The following is an 18,948-nucleotide window of genomic DNA, read 5'->3' as shown; positions in this document are numbered from 1 at the left end:
GAGACCGCGAGGCAAGTCGACGGCTGATGCGTATGAAGCGGACGCATCGATGCTCGGTGATGCTGGTGAGGTGGGTCCGAGCTGACGTCGACTCTCAGAACCCGCTTATTTCTGGCCTACCGACCCGGCACTCGATCGCGGACGGATCTAGCGTGAGGATGTACGTTCCGAATGAGAAGGAGTTCGTCGTGTCGCAACACGCACAACAGTCCGAAGGCTCTGTCGCACCATCAGGTCGCGCGATGAAGGGCGTGAAGCTCATCGGAACGCTAGGCATCATCGGGGGCATCGCGCTCATCATCGTCGGCGTAGTGGTGTGGGTCATGGTCTCCGTGCAACTGCGTGCCGAGAACATCACGATTCCAGACGACGCGATCGCGTTCCAGGGGCAGACTGTCGCTGGCCCTTTCACCGCATTCGTTCAAGCCGACATCATCCAGCACCACGCGCTTGCAGCGTCGGACGGTAGCACCTACTCAGAGCTGGCCACCGATGATCCGGTCCGAGCGACCGTGATGAACGCCTCGTTCTTGCGTGCGTCGCTGTTCACCTCCGTCGTCTCTTTCGGCGTCGCGGCCTTCGCCATAGGCATCGGCGCGCTGTCGGCACTGTTCGGGTGGGCACTGCGGGCCCTCTCCGTTGCGAGGAGCACTGCAACGACCTGACGCTTTGCTAGCGCCCGGATGGGAGTTTCCAGGCGAGCGGCCCGTCCTCCACGTCATCGCACCCGTGCGAGGTCGCATTGGCCGAGTAGCCAGCCACCACAGGCAGGTGGCTGGCTACGCTCGTGTTCCTGCTCACGGTTGCTCCGGCGAGCATTTTTGGTGCTCAGCCGCGTAGATTCAAGTACACGGGGAGCGGAATGTGCTTCTCGCTGCGGCCTACGGTGTCCAGTACACGCCCCATCAACTTCACGGTGCGGAGCACGAGAACTCGATCGTGAATCCGCGCCGGCGGCACGTTGTCCTCGATTGCTGCCTCGATGACGTCCACGTCTGCGAGCTCGCGCATCCAGGTCACCGCGGCGAGGTCGAACGGGCCGATGGTGTGCATCACCGCCCGGCACTCCGGCATAGCGGCCAGCGTGCGAACGTCTCTCTCCCTGTGGGCCGCTGACGACGAGACAAGGAACCACGCGCATACAGGCCAGCCGGCCAAAGCCCGCGACACCTCTGTGCGGAAGCGGATCTCCCCGGATGCGGTGAGCTGTGCGAGACCAGTCCGCGCGGTGCGGATGCCAATATCCAACGCCTTGGCGACATGATCCGCCGTGGCGCGACCATCCTGCGCAAGCACCGCCGCGATGGACTCGGCAAGATCGCGGTGCGGGAGTCGGGGACGGGTGCGGGCACCTGGCCTCGCACGCCTGTCGTGCTGGTCGCCGGCGGCGCCGGCGAAGACGCGCCATCTGCTCGCATCTCGGTATGTCCAGCTCGCAGGGTACGAGCGGATGCCATCGACGAAGGGATGCGCGTCGAGCGAATCGAGGAGGAAGTCGGATAACGCCTGAGGGCTTCCGGCTATCACGGTGAGCATCAGACTCCGCGCCCCAGCGGTGACCTCGATCGTCGCGATCTCGGGGTGCGCGGCAAGTGAGGCTGCGGTGCTCGTCAGGCATCCGCTCTTGACACGCACCTCGACGAGTGCCATCCCCATCGCCAGCGAGCCATGCCCGAGCGAGAGGTTCGGTGCGACGGTCATCCATGCGACGCCTTCGTCCTTCAGCGTCTCCCACCGGCGCGCGAGCGTTGCATCGCTTGATCCCAGTGCCTGCGCGAGTGACGACCACGACGCCCGGGGGCGTGCCTGGAGTGCGCTGATCAACCGTAAGTCCAGGGCGTCGAGGGCATCATTCTTCATCGTGACCCCAGTCTGACGTCGAACTCGACATCCGGGACGGCCGCAAGCCCGTGAATATCTACCGTGATGACTGTCCAGAATCCCACGATGAAAGGTCACGAACGATGACATCCGCGGACAGAGTTCTCGTCGAACTCGATGCGATACGAGACTGGCAGGAACTGATCTACCTCGATCTTCACCGCCACCCTGAACTGAGCTCCCACGAAGAGCGCACAGTCGGGGTGACCGCACACCAGCTCGACGGCTTCGGTTACGACGTGCATCACATCGGTGGTGGGGTCGTCGGAGTTCTTGCAAATGGGGACGGGCCGCGAGTGCTGCTGCGTGCCGATATGGACGCGCTCCCGGTGACGGAGCAGACCGGGTTGCCCTACGCGTCCACGGTGACGGCTCAGGATGGGGACGGGAATGCCGTCGGCGTCATGCACGCGTGCGGGCACGACATACATGTCGCTGCTCTGCTCGGTGCGGCGCGGCTGATGGCCGAACGGCAGAATGCGTGGAATGGCTCACTCATCGTCGTGTTCCAGCCGGCGGAGGAGACTGCCGCTGGAGCACAGGCGATGATCGACGCCGGGCTGCTCGACGCGATCCCTCGACCGGATGTCGCTCTCGCCCAGCATGTGCTCGGAATCGAGACGGGCACCATCGCAGTGGTCGCTGGGCCGAGCCTGGCCTGCGCGGACAGCATCCGCATCATGATCCACGGTCAGGGTTCCCACGGTGCGATGCCGAATCTCGGCGTCGACCCCGTGATCGTCGCCGCGGCCGTGATCCAACGGCTGCAGAGCATCGTGTCCCGTGAGTTGCCACCCGGCGAGCGAGCCGTCGTCACCGTCGGCGCTGTGCACGCAGGCTCGAAGAGCAACGTCATCTCCGATCACGCGGAGCTCCTGGTGAACACCCGCGCGTATTCGTCCGATATCCGCGATCAGATCGTCGCAGCGATCGAACGGATCGTACGTGCGGAATGCGCAGCGTCCGCCTGCCCTCGAGAGCCGGAGTTCGAGTACTACGATCAATTCCCGCTCACTGACAACGACCCTGCCACGACGCAACGAGTGGCCAATGCGATGCGCCTTCGCCTCGGCGACACGCGGGTGGGTGCCCTCACACCATTGGCCGCGAGCGAGGATTTCTCTCGGATTCCGGAGGCCTTCGGCATTCCCTACACGTACTGGGGACTCGGCGGGTTCCCATCGGGGGTCGTCGCACCGCCGAACCACTCCCCTCTCTTCGCTCCCCAGATGCAGCCGACGCTGAGAACGGGCACTGAGGCGTTGGTGACTGCGGCCCTGGCATACCTCGGTGAGAACACGGAGGCGACACGATGAGCGCCAGCACCAGCGCCACCGCGGCGCCCGAGTACCGCGGCACACCGAAACTGCTCATCGGTATCGTCCTCGGCGTCTTCACCTTCTGGCTGTTCGCCGGGTCCCTTGGAACGGTCGCGCAGGAGGTCTTGGCAGACATCAACGTCGATCAGACCTACATCACCGCCGATCAGATGAACCTTGCCGTATCGATCACTGCCCTGTTCTCGGGGCTGTTCATCGTCCTCATGGGCGGAGTGGCAGATCGGGTAGGGCGGGTGAGGATCGCGATCATCGGAAACATCATCGGGATTGTCGGTTCGGTCTTGGTCGTATCCGCAGCTGGTCCCGTCGCGCTTCCGCTGATGCTCGGCGGACGTGCACTGCAGGGCTTCTCAGCCGCCCTTGTCATGCCGGCCACGATGGCCCTCGTTCGAACGTACTGGGAAGGTCCAGGACGGCAGCGCGCCGTTTCGATGTGGTCGATCGGCTCGTGGGGCGGTTCAGGACTCTCCGCGATCGTCGGAGGGCTTCTGGCCGAGCAGAACTGGCGCTGGATCTTCATCGCATCGATCGTCGTCTCGCTGGCTTCGACCGTTCTCATCTGGGGAACGCCAGAGAGCAAGGCGCCGACCACAGGACACCGGAAGTTCGACGTCCCCGGACTCGTGGCCTTCATGGTGATGACGCTGGCCCTGATGATCATCATCACGTTCGGCCGTCAGATCGGCTGGACCGCGCCGGTAACGCTGGCGCTCATGGCGGTGGTGGCAGTTTCCGCTGTGGCATTCATCCTCATCGAGCGACGTAACACCGACAATCCGTTCATCGACTTGGCGCTGTTCAAGAACATTACGTTCACAGGTGCGACGCTGTCCAACTTCATCCTGAATATGACCATCGGCCTGCTCCTCGTCTCGCAGCAGCTGTTTCGTGCTGCCGAACCGAATGGGCTGGGCTCGCTCCAAGCCAGCTTGCTCACTCTCGGCTACGCGGTCTCGATCATCGCTCTGATCCGCGTGGGCGAAAAGATGCTGCGTCGCTTCGGCCCACGCAAGCCGATGGTCTGGGGCACCCTCGTCGTCGCTCTCACCGCAGTTCTCTTGATGCCGACCAACCTTATGCTCGGCCAATATGAGATTCTCGCCGTGATCGCGTACACATTGTTCGGCGTGGGCCTGGCCTTCTATGCCACGCCGTCGACCGATGCGGCGCTTTCGAATCTGCCTGCGAGCCAGGCCGGCTCTGGTGCGGGCATCTACAAGATGGCATCGTCGCTCGGCGCCGCCATCGGCGCCGCGATCTCACTGACGATCTTCACATCGATCACAGAGGCGGGTGGCGTCCCCTGGCTGCGGGATCTGATCAGCTTCCACGGCGAGCAGGGGAACGTCGCCGTGCGTGAGGCCGCAATGGTGGCCTGCGGGGTGAACCTGATCTTCCTGGTGATCGCGATCGTTTCGATCGTCACGACCGTCCCCAGGGGGCGCAAGTACAACGACGAGGACGATTTCTCCGGGGAAAGCACCGTATCCGCGCAGAAGCGCTGAAGCCGGCGCATCGTGAGGAGGTGAGGCGCCGCCCCGGCGCCTCACCTCCTCACGCCGTCTCAGCTTCGAGCCGGCGGTGCGCCGGACGGCCCGCTTCATCTCGCTGGGCCCCGTATGGGGAAGGCACTCGGGTCCGGCCACCTCGACGGCACGCTCACGCTGGTCGTGCTCTGGTTGTCGTCCGGCGTGATCGACTACCCAACCGGGTGTCTCAGCACGGACGAACGCCAAGACGAGCACCACGACATACCGATCCGCGGCGGTCTCCCCTGTTCGACACTCGGTGCTCTGCGCTCGGTCCTCCGCACCCGGTCCTCTACACTCAGGGCAACGACACCGACCCGAGACGGTGTTCCTCCGGACAGCAGGACGACGATGCCCACACCGCTGATCGAGCGCGAGATCACCGCGCACGTATCTCTCACCACGCCCACCGGGATGCTGAACCGGGAGGCTCTCGGCTGGTCGCGCACACCGGTTCACGACACCTCGGGTATCCCCGGCCGCGGCCACTGGGGGCGCAACAAGCGGTGGGAGTACTGGAACGTGATGACGCCGTCGCACATCGTCGCCGTCACGGTCTCGTGCGTCGACTACATGGCTCTGCACGAGTTGTGGGTGCTCGATCGCGCGACCGGTGACGACATCGACACGACGGTGATCTCGCCGGGAGGGCGCAGCGCGACGCTCCCGTCGTCTCTCGGCGCGGGGCCCACCCGAGCGCGCACGCGTCGGATCACCGTCGACATCGACGAGACCTTCGACGGAACACGCCTGCGCGCCTCCACCCCCCGCGTCTCGATCGACCTGCTGGCCGGTCGTCCGGAGGCACACGAGTCGCTCGGTGTCGTCGTGCCGTGGCGCCTCGGCGACGAGATCCCCCGTTTCCAGTACACGGTCAAAGATGTCGCACGCCCGGCCACCGGAACAGTGACGGTGGACGGAGCGGCGCACGAGGTGCCGACCGGAAGCTGGGCCGTACTGGACCACGGTCGCGGGCGCTGGCCGTATCGCGTGCGCTGGAACTGGGCTGCGGCCAGCGGTGTCGTCGACGGCCGCGTCATCGGGTTGCAGCTCGGTGCGAAGTGGACCGACGGCTCGGGTGCCACGGAGAACGCGCTGCTCGTCGACGGGCGGCTGTCGAAGATTAGTGAAGAGCTCGTGTGGGATTACGACTCCGAGCAGTTCATGCGTCCGTGGCACGTGCACGGGACGAGCGCCGACCTCGTGTTCACCCCGTTCTACGACAAGCACTCGCACACGAACGCGCTGGTCATCTCGAGCCGGACCGATCAGCTGTTCGGTGTCTGGACCGGCTGGGTGCGCGACGAGAACGGAACGCGGGTGCGCGTCGACGGCATCGAGGGATTCGCGGAGGAGGTGCTCAACCGCTGGTGATGCGCACGCCTGCAGACTGCAGCGCGCGCTGCACTCCCTTCGCCGCCGAGCGACCAGCACGATTGGCGCCGATCGTGCTCGCCGACGGCCCGTAGCCGACCAACTGCACGCGGGGGTCTGCGACCGCCGTCGTACCTCGACCGTTCCGGTCGAGCTGGATGCCCCCGGCTGCACTGCGCAGGTGCAGAGGGGCGAGGTGACTGATCGCAGGGCGGAAGCCGGTGGCCCACAGGATGACGTCGACCTGCTCGAAGCTGCCGTCTGCCCAGCGCACGCCGTCGGGTTCGATCCGTTCGAACAGGGGGCGCCGGTCGGCGTAGGCACCCAGACGCTCGGCCTCCCGCTCCTGCGGGCGGAGCATGAGTCCGGTGACGCTGACCACGCTCTCCGGAGGGAGACCGGCCGCGACGCGCTGCTCCACGAGGGCGACGGCTGCGGCTCCCGCTTCCGGCGTGAAGTCGTCATGGCGCCACACCGGTTCGCGCCGGGTCACCCACAGGGTGTCGGTGATCGGCGCCAGCGCCCCGAGGAACTGCACGGCCGACGCTCCCCCGCCCACGACGAGCACCCGCTTGCCGATGAAGTGCTCGGGCCCCGGGTAGTCGACGGTGTGCAGCTGTTCACCGACGAACGTCTCCATACCGGGGAAGTGCGGGAGGAACGGATGCGTCCACGTGCCGGTCGCATTCACGAGGGTGCGGGTCATCCACTCCCCCTCACCCGCCCGTGCGACGAGACGGCCGTCGACGTCCTCGACGCGCTCCACGCGCACGGGGCGGAGCACCGGGAGTTCGTGCGTCTTCTCGTATCGCGCGAAGTATGCGGGCACGGCCTCGTTGGCGCGTGCACCGTCGCGGGGCGGCGGTGTGTCGCCGGGCAGTTCGGCGACGCCGTGCACATCGCGCATCGTCAGCGCGTTCCACCGGTGCTGCCAGGCGCCGCCGGGCTGTCCGTCGGCGTCGAGAACCACATGCGAGATACCCAGCCTCGAGAGGTGGAAGGATGCCGAAAGGCCGGCCTGCCCTGCGCCGATCACCAGACTGTCGAGGATGCTCACGCAGGTTTCAACGCCCGGCGCCGCGCGCTTGTTCCTCCCCTCCGCATGCCACGGTGACGCGCCCGGGATGCCCTCCCCGATTGGTGTTCGCGTCGATTCGTGTAGTACTCTTTTCAAGTTGCTCCGGCTGGTCCGGAACAGCGTCTGGGCCTGTGGCGCAGCTGGTAGCGCACCTGCATGGCATGCAGGGGGTCAGGGGTTCGAGTCCCCTCAGGTCCACGAAAGAAACCCGCGAGAGATCGCGGGTTTTCTTGTATTCCCCGCGTTCCGGGTCATACGAATGCGGGCGGTCCGACTAGCTTCTGCCCTCATTCCTCCTGCGGATCGCAGCGCCGGAATTCTCGGGGTAATACGGGACATTGCGGGATACCGTCGGGGTGGTTAGCAGGCGTCACACCTAGAGGGTGCGACGCGCTAGCCGAGCACTATACGCTTCCGACTTCCTGGGACAATTGTTCACCGATCCGTTTCTAGGCGCACCTCTGCCTTTTCGGAGATCGTGCCTGGGTACTCCTGCCGCATGTACTAGAGAAACAGGGTCGTGCCGACCTCCTGGCTGAAACCGTTGCCGTCGACAGTTGGCAAGTCGAGCAGGCCTTCGATGTCTTCCTTGCTCAGCACATCAGCCACGACCTCAAGGCGCATCAACACGACGTTGCTGTGGTCGAAGCTCCGCGTGAAGTCGACTTCGCCGAGCCACTTGTCCTTCAACACTCGGCGAACCGACGCCGAAGATAGCTCGCACGGTAATGTGACACTGCTAAGCCACCGCCCATCCTCGAACACCCGATAGAACCGAGTCGCGGAGTATGAACGCCGCTCGGCCGCTATCAGGTCCTCGACTTGCGTGATCAGCTCCTCGCTGAATGAAGCGACACATGCGGATGAGTGCCGCTGTGGCGGCACTGGCATGCGTCTCGCTGCTCGCCACCGCCTGCGCAGGCGGAGCGGGGAGCTCCGCGCCCGCCGGTGAGGAATCGCCGTCCGCCGCCACAGAGACGGGACGCGTCGCGATCTCCTACCCCGGTGGAATCGTCATGCTCGACCCCGAGACGCTCGAGGTCGTCGACGAGCTCGAGGCCGAGGAGTTCACGCGTCTGAACGCGTTCGGCGACGGCCGCACGATCGCCGTCACCACCTCCCAGGTCTTCCAGATGCTCGACACCGCCGAGCCCGCCCTCACCAACGCGCTGTTCGAGGGGACCACGCCCGGTCACGTCCTGATCCACGGCGAGAACACCGTACAGTTCGACGACGGCACCGGCACCACCACGATCGTGCCGACCGATGGCTACGACCCGCTGCCCGAGACCACGACATACACGGCCGACTCCCCGCACCACGGGGTCTCGATCGTGCTCGAGGACGCCACGCTCCGTCGGCGACGAGACCTCTCGCACCGGCGCCAAGGCGCCGCACGCGCACGATGACCACTGGGCCGAGGCCGCGGCGAGCGCCGAGTGCCCCGGCATCCACGGCGAGGGAACCGCTGCAGACAAGGCCGTGATCTTCGGGTGCGAGAACGGCGCGCTCCTGTTCAAGGACGAGACGTTCACGAGGCTCGCTGCACCCGACGCGTACGGCCGCGTGGGCAACGCCTTCGTGTCGGAGACCAGCCCGATAGTCGTCGGCGCCCCCGGTCTTCGACCCGTGGGAGGGCCCGGCCGAGTGGCAGGACGCGCACCCGGCGATCAAAGTCGACGGCGACATCGCCTACGTGACCGAACCCGCCGCGAACAGCGTGCACGCCGTGGACCTCACCACCGGCGAGGTCATCGCCTCGGTCGAGATCGACCACCTCCCGAACGAGATCGCGTTGGCCATCGGCTGACCCCCGCGTTCGCGCGCACCGGCGGGCAGGGGGTCCTCATCGGACACCCTGCCCGCCTCGTCGAGCGCATCCATCGTGCTACGTTGACTGGCGTACCGCATCCGGTGGCGGCCTTTCCTGTTGATGTTCGGAGGCCGATCAAGAATGCCACTTTCCGCGCCCGACTTCCGGCGTGATGACCGCGATCAACTCACCGATCTGGTGAACGCCCACCCTTTCGGCGGTGATCCCGAGAGCTCGCGTCTCGGTGAACGCCGTCATGAGCAGTCTGGAACGCCAGCCCGGCGACGTCATGGACCCCTGGGTGGTGGAGAGGATGACGATCGTCGTGGACCAGGACGATCGTCTCGTCGCGGGTGCGCATCTGCACCGGTTCGCCGACCATCCTCGTGCTGGCGGCATATGCCGACGGACCACTCCCCTTCCCCGGGGTCTACGGGATTCCGACCGCGTGGCCGCACGTGCGTGAGGCGCTCGAGCGGGGCGGGTTGACTGAGCCGGCGGCTCCGGTCTACTGGGTGACAACGACATGTGCCGTGCGACGCGCAACGTAGCACCGGTAGGAACGCATCCGTTTCGCACATGAGTACGCGCCACTGCGAGCGTCTTCGTGTTCAGAATGAACCGCTCCTCGCGTCTCGCACGTGAGGAGCGGTTCGGGCCTGAGCTGGGACCTCAGGCCGATGTCCGACAACAGAGCCCGGGGAGTCAACCCTGCTGTCGGTGTCGCAACGCGAGCAGAGCGCTCGCGGACAGGAGGAAGAGGCCCAGCACAATTTGGGCATAGGGCACGATGCCTCCGGTACTGGCAAGACCGCTGGCCGCCGATGCCTGGGCAGTCACCTTAATCGCATTGTGAGCCTCGAGCTTGGATTCCCGGCCCGTCACGACAATAGAGTGCGTCCCCACCGCCGCGGTCTCGGGCACCGTGACCTTGGCTCGAAATGCGCCCTCGCCGTCGGTGACGACCTTCATGAGGCCGTTCGGGTCGGGACTGAGCACGATGGAGACTTCCTCTCCACCTGAGAATCCGCGCCCGGCAAGCTCGAAGGTGCCCCCTTGCAGCACTGCCTTTGCGTTGGGCGCGATCTCCGCATTACCCGCGGAAGCGCTCCGCGCGTTTATATTCAACCGGCCGATGGATTCGAGATATTCCTCCGGATCGGTCGGCGTGAAGCGCACCAAATAGTGATGCATCCCGCTTGTGGCGATCACCACGTCGACCGCCCCGATACCTGTTGCGACTTCCGCTGACCCGATCACGGTCTTCCCTTCGAGGAACTCAACCTTTCCAGCGGCATCTGACGGAAAGACCGTCGCCGTGAGCGTTACGGACTCGCCGACAACTGGCTCAGCCGCCGACGTTGAGAGCGAAACGCCGGTCTTCGCTGGCTGCTTGGACCCGGAGTGCACGTGCAAGTTGGCCCGAGCCTCAGCATTCGATTCGATGCCGAGGGCAGTCACCAGTTGCACGCCGTCCGGCGTGCCCTCGGGCACGATGAGGGAGGTGCTTACGACGCCGCCGTCGGTTGTGGTCGCTGCCACCGGTTCCGCGTCAGCAATGCGAAATGACACGACCTCACTCGGTGCAAAGCCGGTACCAGTGACTTGCACCTCTTCCCCCGGCTCGACGCGACCTGCGGTGACAGTAATCCTCGTGTCGTGGACAAGCTCAGGAGCCGGGACAGTCGAAGGGCCATCACGGAGGAGCTTCGGCTCCCAGCCCGCAAGCTGCATCAGACCACTGCTCGGGCCCCGGACACTCTCGATATCCAACCTGAGGTACTTGAAGGGGAGGATCGGCCGCGTGATGGTGAAGTCGAGAGTCTGAAGCCGGCCCTCGAACACCACATCCTTGCGCCGATCAATTGTCGCCCAATCGACTCCATCGGTGGATGCGAGCACTCGAAAAGCGAGGGGATCCCGCTCTGGCGCATCGTTGCCAGACGTCAGCGTGTAGCTGACTAGTCGCTCCAGACCGTTCGAGTCGTCTAGTCGGTACTGCGCCCAACCCGCGGTACTCCGGACAACCCATTTGCTGGAGGGATCTCCGTCGGCGAGGCTGGTCGCGTCAAACTCTCCGTCGGCCTTCTCCGACGCTGTCACCTCAACGACGTGATTCAGCGCGCTGTCAGGTTCGAAGCGACTGACCATTTCGTCAACGGCCTCGACCGACGATCGGAAAGCAGCCACCTCTGCGGCGGTCGCTGGTGCTGGCGTCAACGAGGCCAGCACGACAGACATCAGTATGAGCGTGGCCGCCCATCCCCATCTGCGTCGCGCGTTCTTGGCCGAAAGGGCAGACATCGGTACTCCTTGAGCGCTGGGTTTTGGGTCGCGGATGACGTGTCCGCTACAGCAGAAAACGCTAGGCGCTGCCCGTTCACCGAGCAGAATGAAATGTGAATGCGCAGCACGGGTTCGCATCGCGGAGCGGAGCCCGTGGAAGCGGGGGTTGCGCGCGTACACTCAAAGCATGTCTTGTCCCGACGAACGGGTTGCTGGAACTGCCTTCAGTCCCGTAGAACGGGGCCAGCATGGCCGACGACCCCCCGCTGCGTCGTTCGCGGAGGAGTTTGAGCGAGCCTTCGATCTGAAAGGGCGCTCGCTCTCGTGGTTGAGGGCGAAGCTTGAGCGACAAGGCCGGTCGATCTCCGCCGCGACTCTTTCGTACTGGCGGTCTGGTCAACGACACCCGGAGGGAGAATACTCGTTGGCGGTTGTGGCCTTGATCGAGGTTGCATTGGAGTTGCCCCAGGGGACCTTGACGCAGCATCTGGTGGGGCAGTCCAGGCGACTCGGATCTGTGTCCTCCCGATCCGGGATCGAGGATCGAACTGAATCGGAGCAAGAACTCCTTGAGGAACTCGGGCTCCCGTGGCCAGACGGCATTCGGATCTTGTCGGTGCAAGAAGTCGTCGACGTCGATCTCCACGGGAGCGTCTCCGCAGTGTCCACGATTCTGTTGCTACAGTGCGTCACCGCTTCCGTGGATGCCTTCGCGCTTCTGTTCGACCCGAAGGTCGGTTGGAATACCGATGCATCGCTGAGTGTGCTGGCGGGCGGGCGCGAAGACAGGGCTCACATGCACCCAAATGGCTTATGGGGCTACAGAGTGGAACTCGACGAGACTCTGCGTAAAGGTCAGACAGGAATGGTCGAATACCGCGTCACCCATCTCCGTGAGCCACCGTTCCGAACCGAGTACGCGACCGTAGTACGCCATCCGGTGCGAGAGATCACGCAGTCATTCCGCTTCGATGAGCGGTGGATTCCTGACTGGGCGATGGAAATCGAGAGCGGCGAGAAGACTCGAGTGGAATCCTTGGTGACCGGCACCTCTTCATTGCATCGGTATCGCTCAAGCTTCGGGCCTGGCGTGCTACGCGTGCGCTGGGGACGAGGGGATGAGGTGAGTTCTTGAGTGGGAACTGACAGAATCCGATCACACTTCGAGCAGCGACGTGAAAACGTGTCGTACATTATCCAGTCGTCGTACCGAGCAAGCAGGTCGCGTAGGCCAGGATGACACGACCGTTTGCCGAGCTGCTACGAGATGGAATCGATCGTTCGGGACTCTCGCTAGCCGAACTGCGAGTGCGACTCTCGGTGAGAGGCGCGCACGTATCCGTGACGACACTCAGTTACTGGCGCTCCGGCGAGCGCCGACCAGACCTGCGGCGGCAATGGGAAACGCTGATCGCCCTCGAAGAGATACTCGATTTGCCGACGGGCGTACTCGTCAACGCCGCAGATGCCGTCACCCACGCAAGGCATGCTCCCCCCACCGACGTGCGACTCGACCAGCGTTTGGCGGCTGCTCTCTCAACTGATCCTGAAGACATCGTGGATGACTTGCGTCCGATGCTCGGGGCCCCTCCGGACGACCAAGTGCTCCTGACCTCGACGACGCGCGTCACAGATGTCGGGGCGTTCGGGTCGCCCGTTCGGACCACAACCTACGACGTCATCCAGTGCGCTCACGGGACACTGGACAGAGTGAGTCAGATCCACTACGAGCACAAGGCCTTCGTGCGGCTCCCCCAGCTCAGAATGCTGGGGGGTGGCTCGATCATCACCCTGGTTCTGCATCCGTCCAGGCATGCGGTCGGATACACGATTGAGTTCGATCGTGCGATCACGCCGGGCGAGTCCGTGCTACTCGCGCTGCAGCAAGACATCGTTACCTCGGAGCCCGCGGCACTTCGCTCCACGGCAGTCGGTGTCGCAAGAACCGCGCGAAAAGTTGCCAATTGGGTGCGCTTCGACAAGCGCGCGGTCCCCGATTGGATCGAGGAGATTGAAACCACCTCTCAGAACGAGACCCGCATGCGACGCCGCCTCACCACTCCGACGAGTCTTCACCAGGTCCGCTGGGACTTCGGTCCCGGCGTGCTCGCGGCTGAATGGGGCTACGGAACGGCCGCGACCGACAGTCGTGCCGATTCATTGCCGTGGTGACTGGTCACCACGACTCAAATCCGAAGTATCGAACCGAAGTCAGGGGTTCGAGTCCCCTCAGGTCCACAGAAAAAGCCCCCGGTTCTCCGGGGGCTTTCTTCGTCTCACGCGGTAGTGACCAGGAGGCGCCATGACGCACACGCCCCTGGGCTACGCGGATCGTGTGCGTGCGTCGCAGGGATATCGGACGGTGAGCCAGCTCATCGCGGACGACCTCAACGTCTTCCTCGACCCTTTCTCCGCCCTCCTCTCCGCGCACGCCGAGATCGGGACCGGCAATGTGTTCTGTCCGAACGTCCGCATCGACGCCGACCCCGGCACTCTCCTCATCGGTGACGACAACCGCTTCTTCGAGGGCACCCGAATCGAGGCGACCGGCGGCGGACGCGTGAGCATCGGCACCGACAACGAGTTCGGCCCGCATGCGGTGGCTCTGCTCGCGAACCGTTCCGATTCCGTGATCACGATCGGCAGCCGGGTGCGTCTGATCGGGAGGATCGACCTCGCCGGCGCTTCCACTCTGGGCGATGGATCGCAGATCCTCGGCGATGTCACGGCGGTGAACGTCGCGCTCACGAGCGGCGGGAGCTACCGCGACCCCGATCCTGACCTGCGCGGCGCCGTGCTCAAAGGACGAGGTCGGGCCACCGGACTCGCGCTGGCTCGCGGCCACGCCATCAATGCAGATGGTGATTTCGGCACCGCAGCCGTAGAGGCCCAATCGGTCTATCACCCTCGATCCGCCGGATGACCGCGTCGCGTCGGCCGCGCTAGCGCGCGTCTGCACGAGCGTCAACCCGATTCCGACCGCACGCCCCGCGTTCTACCGTGAACCCATCTCGACGAAAGGATGCGATCATGTCGAACCCGATCATTCCCCCGGTTCCCCCGCTCCCCCATGACGACGACCCGACCGACCCGACGGGTGTGCCGACGAGGGAGGTCGACGGCGAGCGTGTTCTCGATCCGGATGTCGATGACGCGCTCGTCGACAGCGCCGAGGCCGACCGCGTCGCTGCCGGCGCGGACGAGCACGACGACGGCCCCGACGTCTGACCGCACACCCTCGCCGGCCCGCAGCGCACCGGTCGCCGTCACCCGCGCCCCGTAGACTTGCTCTCATGGCACCGGTGGCGGCGACGTGGTCCGGAAGAGGCTCATCGAGCGTCTTCCGGGGTGTGCTGTCGGGCGTGCTCCTCGTCGCCGCAGTCATCCTGGGGCTGCTGGGGATGCACACCCTGAATCTGCACGGCACTGCGGCGGCCGACACTCCGGCGGCGGCGATTTCGGCGGCGATGACCGTGTCCGAGCCGGTATCCGCGCATCACGGCACCGCAGAGGTGCAGGCGCACCCGTCCGAAGACCCGTCCGGCACGACCGCGATGTCCTGCGCAGGCTGCGGCACCGATGATCACGCCGGCATGGCGATGATGTGCGTCCTCGCGCTCCTCCTCGCCCTCGTACTCCTCATCGCGCCTGGAGTGCTTCGCGGCTGGACGGCGATGCTCCTCCGCTCGCCCCTTCTCGAGGTCCTGGCCGCGCGGGTCCTCCCCCGCGCCCCTTCTCTGCACGTTCTCTGCATCAGTCGCACCTGAGCAGCCGTCGAGCCCGCGCTCTCGCGCCACGGCTCCAGGCCTCTCACCCTCGCGCGCCGTCGTCCGGCGTGTGCGCAACGACTATGCGTATTTGGAGAACACACCCATGAAGATTCGTGCTGCGGCAACCGCCGCACTCACCCTGTCCGCCGTTCTGCTGCTGTCCGGCTGCGCGACCGGCACCGACGACGCTTCCATGCCCGGCATGGACCACAGCTCGTCGTCACCATCGGCCGGCATGAGCGATGCCGACGTCAACGATGCCGACGTCATGTTCGCCTCGATGATGATCGTGCACCACGAGCAGGCGATCGAGATGAGCGACATCGTGCTCGGAGTGGAGGGGATCGACCCCGAGGTGGCCGAACTCGCCCAGCGGATCAAGGCCGCGCAGGGCCCGGAGATCGAACAGCTCGAGGGCTGGTTGGACGATTGGGGCATCGGCTCCGACGACCGCGACGCGAACGGGATGGACCACGGCGACGGGATGATGAGCGACGACGACCTCGCCGCGCTCCGCTCCGCCGACGGTCCCGAAGCGTCGCGCCTGTTCCTCGACCAGATGATCGTGCACCACGAGGGAGCCGTCGAGATGGCGCGGGCGGAGGTCGACGGCGGGAGCCATCCGGAAGCGATCGAACTCGCCCAGACGATCATCGACGCGCAGACCGAGGAGATCCAGGAGATGAAGGACCTCCTCTCCACCCTCTGAACCCATTTCGGGGTCGGTGTCGGCGTATCCCCGCCCACACCGGCCCCACCTCGCACGAAGGACCGTCCCCATGAACCATCCCCTCCCCTCCACCACGTCTCCCGCCTCTCCGTCGGTCTCCGCATCACGTCGACGACGGAGGCTGTCCGCGGGGCTCGCCGCGTTGGCCGTCGCCGGAATCGCCCTGTCCGGGTGCGCGCCCGCCGTCTCCCCCGCCGACGTCGACTCGGTGGCGTCGGCGCGGGACCTGCTCGCCGCGCACGACCTCGCCGGGCTCGACGTCGGCGAGGTGATCGAACGACTCGACGCGATGCCCGTGGCGGACCGCCCGGACGATCTCCTCGCATCCGTCGAACCCGACGCGCTCCTGCTGCGTGACACCAGCGGCCGGGAGAGTAGGCTGCCGATGCCCGACGACGCGGTGTACATCTCGGTCGCACCATTCCGCGAACAGACCCATGAGTGCCACTTCCACAGCCTCACGACGTGCGTCGGCGAGCTCTCCGACACCGAGATGCGCATCGTCCTCACCGCCGACGACGGGACGGTGCTCATCGACGAGATGCGCCGCACCCACGACAACGGGTTCACCGGCGTCTGGGTGCCTCGGGGAATCGAGGCGACGCTGACCGTCGAGAGCGCCGGCCTGACGGGCACCGTGCCGCTGTCGACCACGTCGCCGGACGATCGCACGTGCGTGACCGATCTGCAGCTGCTGTGATCCCGCACGTGGCCGACTGAGCTCCGCAGCGCGGCATGGACGAAGCGCACCCCCTCGGAGATCGAAGGGGTGCGCTTCTTCGTTCGCTGTCCGTGCCGCGGGACGACTAGGTCGCCAGCAGCGGCGGCCGATGGGGAATGGAGATCGGACGTGTGGCCCTGCTCGAACCACGCATTCTCTCGACATCCTCGAGCACCTCGAATGCGGTTCCATAACGCGTGGCGAGCGGCAGGTCACGCAGCCAGGTCACCTCGACCTCGGTCTCGGCGAGTTCGTACACGCACGCGACGACATGGCGCGGGTCGTTGGGCGAGTATCGAAGGTCGTTGATCACCCATTCCGACGCCGTGATGCGATTCAGCATGAAACGCGGATCCGGAAGTTCAGACATGTGGGGCCCTCCAGGACTCTCTCTCCCTAGAGAGTGCGCCACAGGTCGTGCCCGGGGAAGCCCCTTGACACCACGCGCGGAGGGTGCCGTCACGGAAACCCGGGGCTACGACCCGGTGTCCACAGCCCCTGCCGAGGCCACCTGGGCCCGCCACCACGGCGTCTCGATGAAGCCGCGCTTCATGAAGACGAGCTCCATCGCCGCATTCCATCCGCGAACTCCCTTGAGGTGCGCGATGGTCCCGGTGAGGAAGTCGTGCAGGGTCTCGGTGCTCGGAAGGATGATCTCGCAATAGAGCGAGTTCTCCTCCAACGCCGCGGCGAGGAATCGCACCGACACGTGATGGGCGAGCGTCTGGGCGACGGAGGCGATCCGCGACGGTTCTACCCGCAGGATCAACAGTGTCTCGGCACTCATCCCCAGTGCCGATGCCGGCACCATCGTCACGGTGGTCAGGCATCCGGCGTTGCGCATCCGCTCGTAGCGACGGCGCACGCTGCTCTCGTTCATGTCGAGCGTGTCGCCGATCGACTGGAACGACGCACGGCCGTTGTGACGCAGCTCTTCGACGATGGCCCGGTCGGCGTCATCGAAGTGCGTGGGATCGCAAGTGTTCGGCGCGGGCATGTACGACTGCGGGTCGCTTGCAGCCTCGGCATGGGCGTCGTAGAGCTGCCGCCCCCAGTCGAAGCTCACCTTGTACGTGTGCACGACCAGGTCGCTGCGCCACCGTTCGACGCCCGGGATCGCCTGCAGATCGGTGAGGACATGCGCATACGTCGCGGAGTCGCCCGGGATGACGACCTCGGCGAACACGTCGAACTTGCCGGTCACCAAGGTCACGAAGCGCACGTAGGGCGAGCCGATCAGCGCCTGCGCGACACTCAACTGCGACCCCGGTGTGCAGTTGATGCGCACGAAGAAGGTCTCCACGTGCCCTTCGCTGCCCAAGGTCGGCACGATCCCTACACGCACCAGCCCTTCCGCCAGCAGCTGCTGGCCGCGTCGCGTGACGGTCGAGACCGATGCTCCGGCGAACTCCGCGATCGATGTCCAGCTTGCGCGCCCGTCCTGCTGCAGCGCTACGACGATCCGTCGGTCGAGGTCGTTCACTTCTCTCGTCAGGTGAACACTGCTCATCGGGTCGGCGGGTACACCCGGTGCAGGAACGTGCGCACGGTCTTCGTCCACGCCTCTGCCTCCTCGATCTGCGGGGAGTGCCCCGATTTCTCGAACACCACCATCTCGGAGTCCGGGATGAGATCGGCGATCGTCTGGCTACACGATACTGGCGTGATCCAGTCCGTCCGGCCCACGGTGATGAGTGTCGGCACACCGATCTCGTGCAGCCGTGGCTTGAGGTCATAATTCGGAAGGTTCACCGAGAAGGCGTAGTTGTGCGCGCGGTAGCGGTACGGCGTGGCCTGCACCTTGCGCTCGGTCGCCTCCGGATCGTAGACGAAGTCGTACAGAGGCAGGATCTCGCGCCAGCAGTCCTTGAGGTCTTCGTCGTCGTGGACCTGTCCCACGTCGATGCGATCGAACTTCTCCATGTCGATCGTCACGCGGTCGGAGGCGAGCGCGTTCTCGCGAGCCAGATGGGCGTTGGAGTTGTCCGGCGAAGTGTCGCGCAGCACGATGGCCGCCACCCGCTCCGGGTATCGCAGCGCGTACTCCATGGCCATGAAGCCGCCGTACGAGCCCCCCGCCATCACGATCTTCTCGGCGCCGATCCATTCCCGCAGACCATCGATGTCCGCCGCCCACTGCTCGTGGCTGTAGACGCCTTCCCCGTCGCTCTGGCCGCTCCCGCGCGCATCGAACACCACGACGCGGTACTCGTCGGCCAGGCGCCCGAAGCTGGCACGCGGTTCCGCACGGGAACCGAGACCAGGAGCACCGTGGTGGGTGATGATGACGGGCGCCCCCTCAGGACCGAGCACCTCGACGGCCAGGTGGTTGCCGTTGATCTCGACCCACTCGTGGGTGCTGGTGGCTGCGGCGAACTCCGGCGATACCGGCGGTGTCGATGTCATGTTCTCTTCTCTCTCTCGGA

Annotated in this window: 19 protein-coding genes and 1 tRNA gene; 13 read left to right on the top strand and 7 right to left on the bottom strand. The window is 65.4% G+C overall.

Annotation, left to right across the window (positions count from 1 at the left end; all coding sequences use genetic code 11):
- The first annotated feature begins 158 nt into the window (after positions 1 to 158).
- Complete coding sequence (locus GZ64_RS0102385; RefSeq protein WP_231479818.1) at positions 159 to 665, top strand: aromatic ring-opening dioxygenase LigA; 507 nt, start codon at positions 159 to 161, stop codon at positions 663 to 665.
- Positions 666 to 828: 163 nt separating this feature from the next.
- On the opposite strand, the gene GZ64_RS0102380 is transcribed toward GZ64_RS0102385, so the two are convergent.
- A complete protein-coding gene (locus GZ64_RS0102380) occupies positions 829 to 1,860 on the bottom strand; it encodes an Lrp/AsnC family transcriptional regulator (RefSeq protein ID WP_029260191.1) in 1,032 nt (343 codons plus the stop codon).
- A gap of 104 nt (positions 1,861 to 1,964) precedes the next feature.
- On the opposite strand from GZ64_RS0102380, the gene GZ64_RS0102375 reads away from it, so the two are divergent.
- From GZ64_RS0102375 to GZ64_RS0102365, 3 genes are all read left to right on the top strand, one after another.
- On the top strand, positions 1,965 to 3,197 hold the full coding sequence (locus GZ64_RS0102375) for an amidohydrolase (protein WP_029264986.1): 1,233 nt from the start codon (positions 1,965 to 1,967) through the stop codon (positions 3,195 to 3,197).
- The gene (locus GZ64_RS0102370; protein ID WP_051667810.1) at positions 3,194 to 4,726 is read left to right on the top strand and encodes an MFS transporter; all 1,533 of its coding nucleotides are present in this window, start codon (positions 3,194 to 3,196) and stop codon (positions 4,724 to 4,726) included. Before GZ64_RS0102375 ends, GZ64_RS0102370 begins: the two co-directional genes overlap by 4 nt.
- Positions 4,727 to 5,101: 375 nt before the next feature.
- On the top strand, positions 5,102 to 6,124 hold the full coding sequence (locus tag GZ64_RS0102365; RefSeq protein ID WP_029260188.1) for a DUF2804 domain-containing protein: 1,023 nt from the start codon (positions 5,102 to 5,104) through the stop codon (positions 6,122 to 6,124).
- On the opposite strand, the gene GZ64_RS0102360 is transcribed toward GZ64_RS0102365, so the two are convergent.
- Entirely contained in the window at positions 6,111 to 7,181 is a 1,071-nt protein-coding gene (locus GZ64_RS0102360) for an NAD(P)-binding domain-containing protein (RefSeq protein WP_029264984.1), read from the bottom strand. The genes GZ64_RS0102365 and GZ64_RS0102360 overlap by 14 nt on opposite strands.
- Before the next feature lie 146 nt (positions 7,182 to 7,327).
- On the opposite strand from GZ64_RS0102360, the gene GZ64_RS0102355 reads away from it, so the two are divergent.
- Positions 7,328 to 7,400: transfer RNA gene (locus tag GZ64_RS0102355), tRNA-Ala, on the top strand.
- 306 nt (positions 7,401 to 7,706) lie between these two features.
- Here GZ64_RS0102355 and GZ64_RS0102350 read toward each other — a convergent pair.
- Entirely contained in the window at positions 7,707 to 7,895 is a 189-nt protein-coding gene (locus GZ64_RS0102350; RefSeq protein WP_136025449.1) for a hypothetical protein, read from the bottom strand.
- Positions 7,896 to 8,047: 152 nt separating this feature from the next.
- Between GZ64_RS0102350 and GZ64_RS20135 the strand changes: the two genes are divergently transcribed.
- Positions 8,048 to 8,611, top strand: coding sequence for a hypothetical protein (locus tag GZ64_RS20135; protein ID WP_231479812.1), 564 nt, complete (start codon positions 8,048 to 8,050; stop codon positions 8,609 to 8,611).
- Between the two features lie 1,109 nt (positions 8,612 to 9,720).
- On the opposite strand, the gene GZ64_RS0102335 is transcribed toward GZ64_RS20135, so the two are convergent.
- Complete coding sequence (locus GZ64_RS0102335) at positions 9,721 to 11,256, bottom strand: hypothetical protein (protein ID WP_136025451.1); 1,536 nt, start codon at positions 11,254 to 11,256, stop codon at positions 9,721 to 9,723.
- 661 nt (positions 11,257 to 11,917) lie between these two features.
- Between GZ64_RS0102335 and GZ64_RS0102330 the strand changes: the two genes are divergently transcribed.
- From GZ64_RS0102330 to GZ64_RS0102300, 7 genes are all read left to right on the top strand, one after another.
- Positions 11,918 to 12,436, top strand: a complete 519-nt coding sequence (locus tag GZ64_RS0102330; protein ID WP_136025452.1) for a hypothetical protein — start codon at positions 11,918 to 11,920, stop codon at positions 12,434 to 12,436.
- A gap of 206 nt (positions 12,437 to 12,642) precedes the next feature.
- Positions 12,643 to 13,473 carry a hypothetical protein gene (locus GZ64_RS0102325; RefSeq protein ID WP_136025453.1) on the top strand — a complete coding sequence of 277 codons (831 nt, stop codon included), beginning with the start codon at positions 12,643 to 12,645 and terminating at the stop codon, positions 13,471 to 13,473.
- A gap of 130 nt (positions 13,474 to 13,603) precedes the next feature.
- Entirely contained in the window at positions 13,604 to 14,224 is a 621-nt protein-coding gene (locus GZ64_RS0102320) for a hypothetical protein (RefSeq protein ID WP_029264979.1), read from the top strand.
- 107 nt (positions 14,225 to 14,331) lie between these two features.
- The gene (locus GZ64_RS0102315; RefSeq protein ID WP_029264977.1) at positions 14,332 to 14,529 is read left to right on the top strand and encodes a hypothetical protein; all 198 of its coding nucleotides are present in this window, start codon (positions 14,332 to 14,334) and stop codon (positions 14,527 to 14,529) included.
- A 65-nt stretch (positions 14,530 to 14,594) separates the two neighbouring features.
- On the top strand, positions 14,595 to 15,068 hold the full coding sequence (locus tag GZ64_RS0102310; RefSeq protein ID WP_051667809.1) for a DUF6153 family protein: 474 nt from the start codon (positions 14,595 to 14,597) through the stop codon (positions 15,066 to 15,068).
- Positions 15,069 to 15,174: 106 nt separating this feature from the next.
- Positions 15,175 to 15,780 carry a DUF305 domain-containing protein gene (locus GZ64_RS0102305; RefSeq protein ID WP_029264975.1) on the top strand — a complete coding sequence of 202 codons (606 nt, stop codon included), beginning with the start codon at positions 15,175 to 15,177 and terminating at the stop codon, positions 15,778 to 15,780.
- A 70-nt stretch (positions 15,781 to 15,850) separates the two neighbouring features.
- The gene (locus tag GZ64_RS0102300; RefSeq protein ID WP_051667808.1) at positions 15,851 to 16,501 is read left to right on the top strand and encodes a CueP family metal-binding protein; all 651 of its coding nucleotides are present in this window, start codon (positions 15,851 to 15,853) and stop codon (positions 16,499 to 16,501) included.
- Positions 16,502 to 16,607: 106 nt separating this feature from the next.
- Here GZ64_RS0102300 and GZ64_RS0102295 read toward each other — a convergent pair whose 3' ends face one another.
- The 3 genes from GZ64_RS0102295 to GZ64_RS0102285 form a co-directional block, all read right to left on the bottom strand.
- Positions 16,608 to 16,892: a hypothetical protein gene (locus GZ64_RS0102295; protein WP_021198535.1), complete on the bottom strand. Its 285-nt coding sequence runs from the start codon at positions 16,890 to 16,892 to the stop codon at positions 16,608 to 16,610.
- A 105-nt stretch (positions 16,893 to 16,997) separates the two neighbouring features.
- A complete protein-coding gene (locus GZ64_RS0102290; protein ID WP_231479810.1) occupies positions 16,998 to 18,005 on the bottom strand; it encodes an Lrp/AsnC family transcriptional regulator in 1,008 nt (335 codons plus the stop codon).
- 23 nt (positions 18,006 to 18,028) lie between these two features.
- Positions 18,029 to 18,928, bottom strand: a complete 900-nt coding sequence (locus tag GZ64_RS0102285) for an alpha/beta fold hydrolase (protein ID WP_021198533.1) — start codon at positions 18,926 to 18,928, stop codon at positions 18,029 to 18,031.
- Positions 18,929 to 18,948: the final 20 nt, after the last annotated feature.

It is taken from the genome of Microbacterium sp. Cr-K32 (assembly GCF_000708345.1).
Taxonomy (GTDB): Bacteria; Actinomycetota; Actinomycetes; order Actinomycetales; family Microbacteriaceae; genus Microbacterium; species Microbacterium maritypicum_A.
The sequence above is the reverse complement of the archived record's forward strand: the minus strand, read 5'-3'. Positions and strand labels throughout refer to the sequence as shown.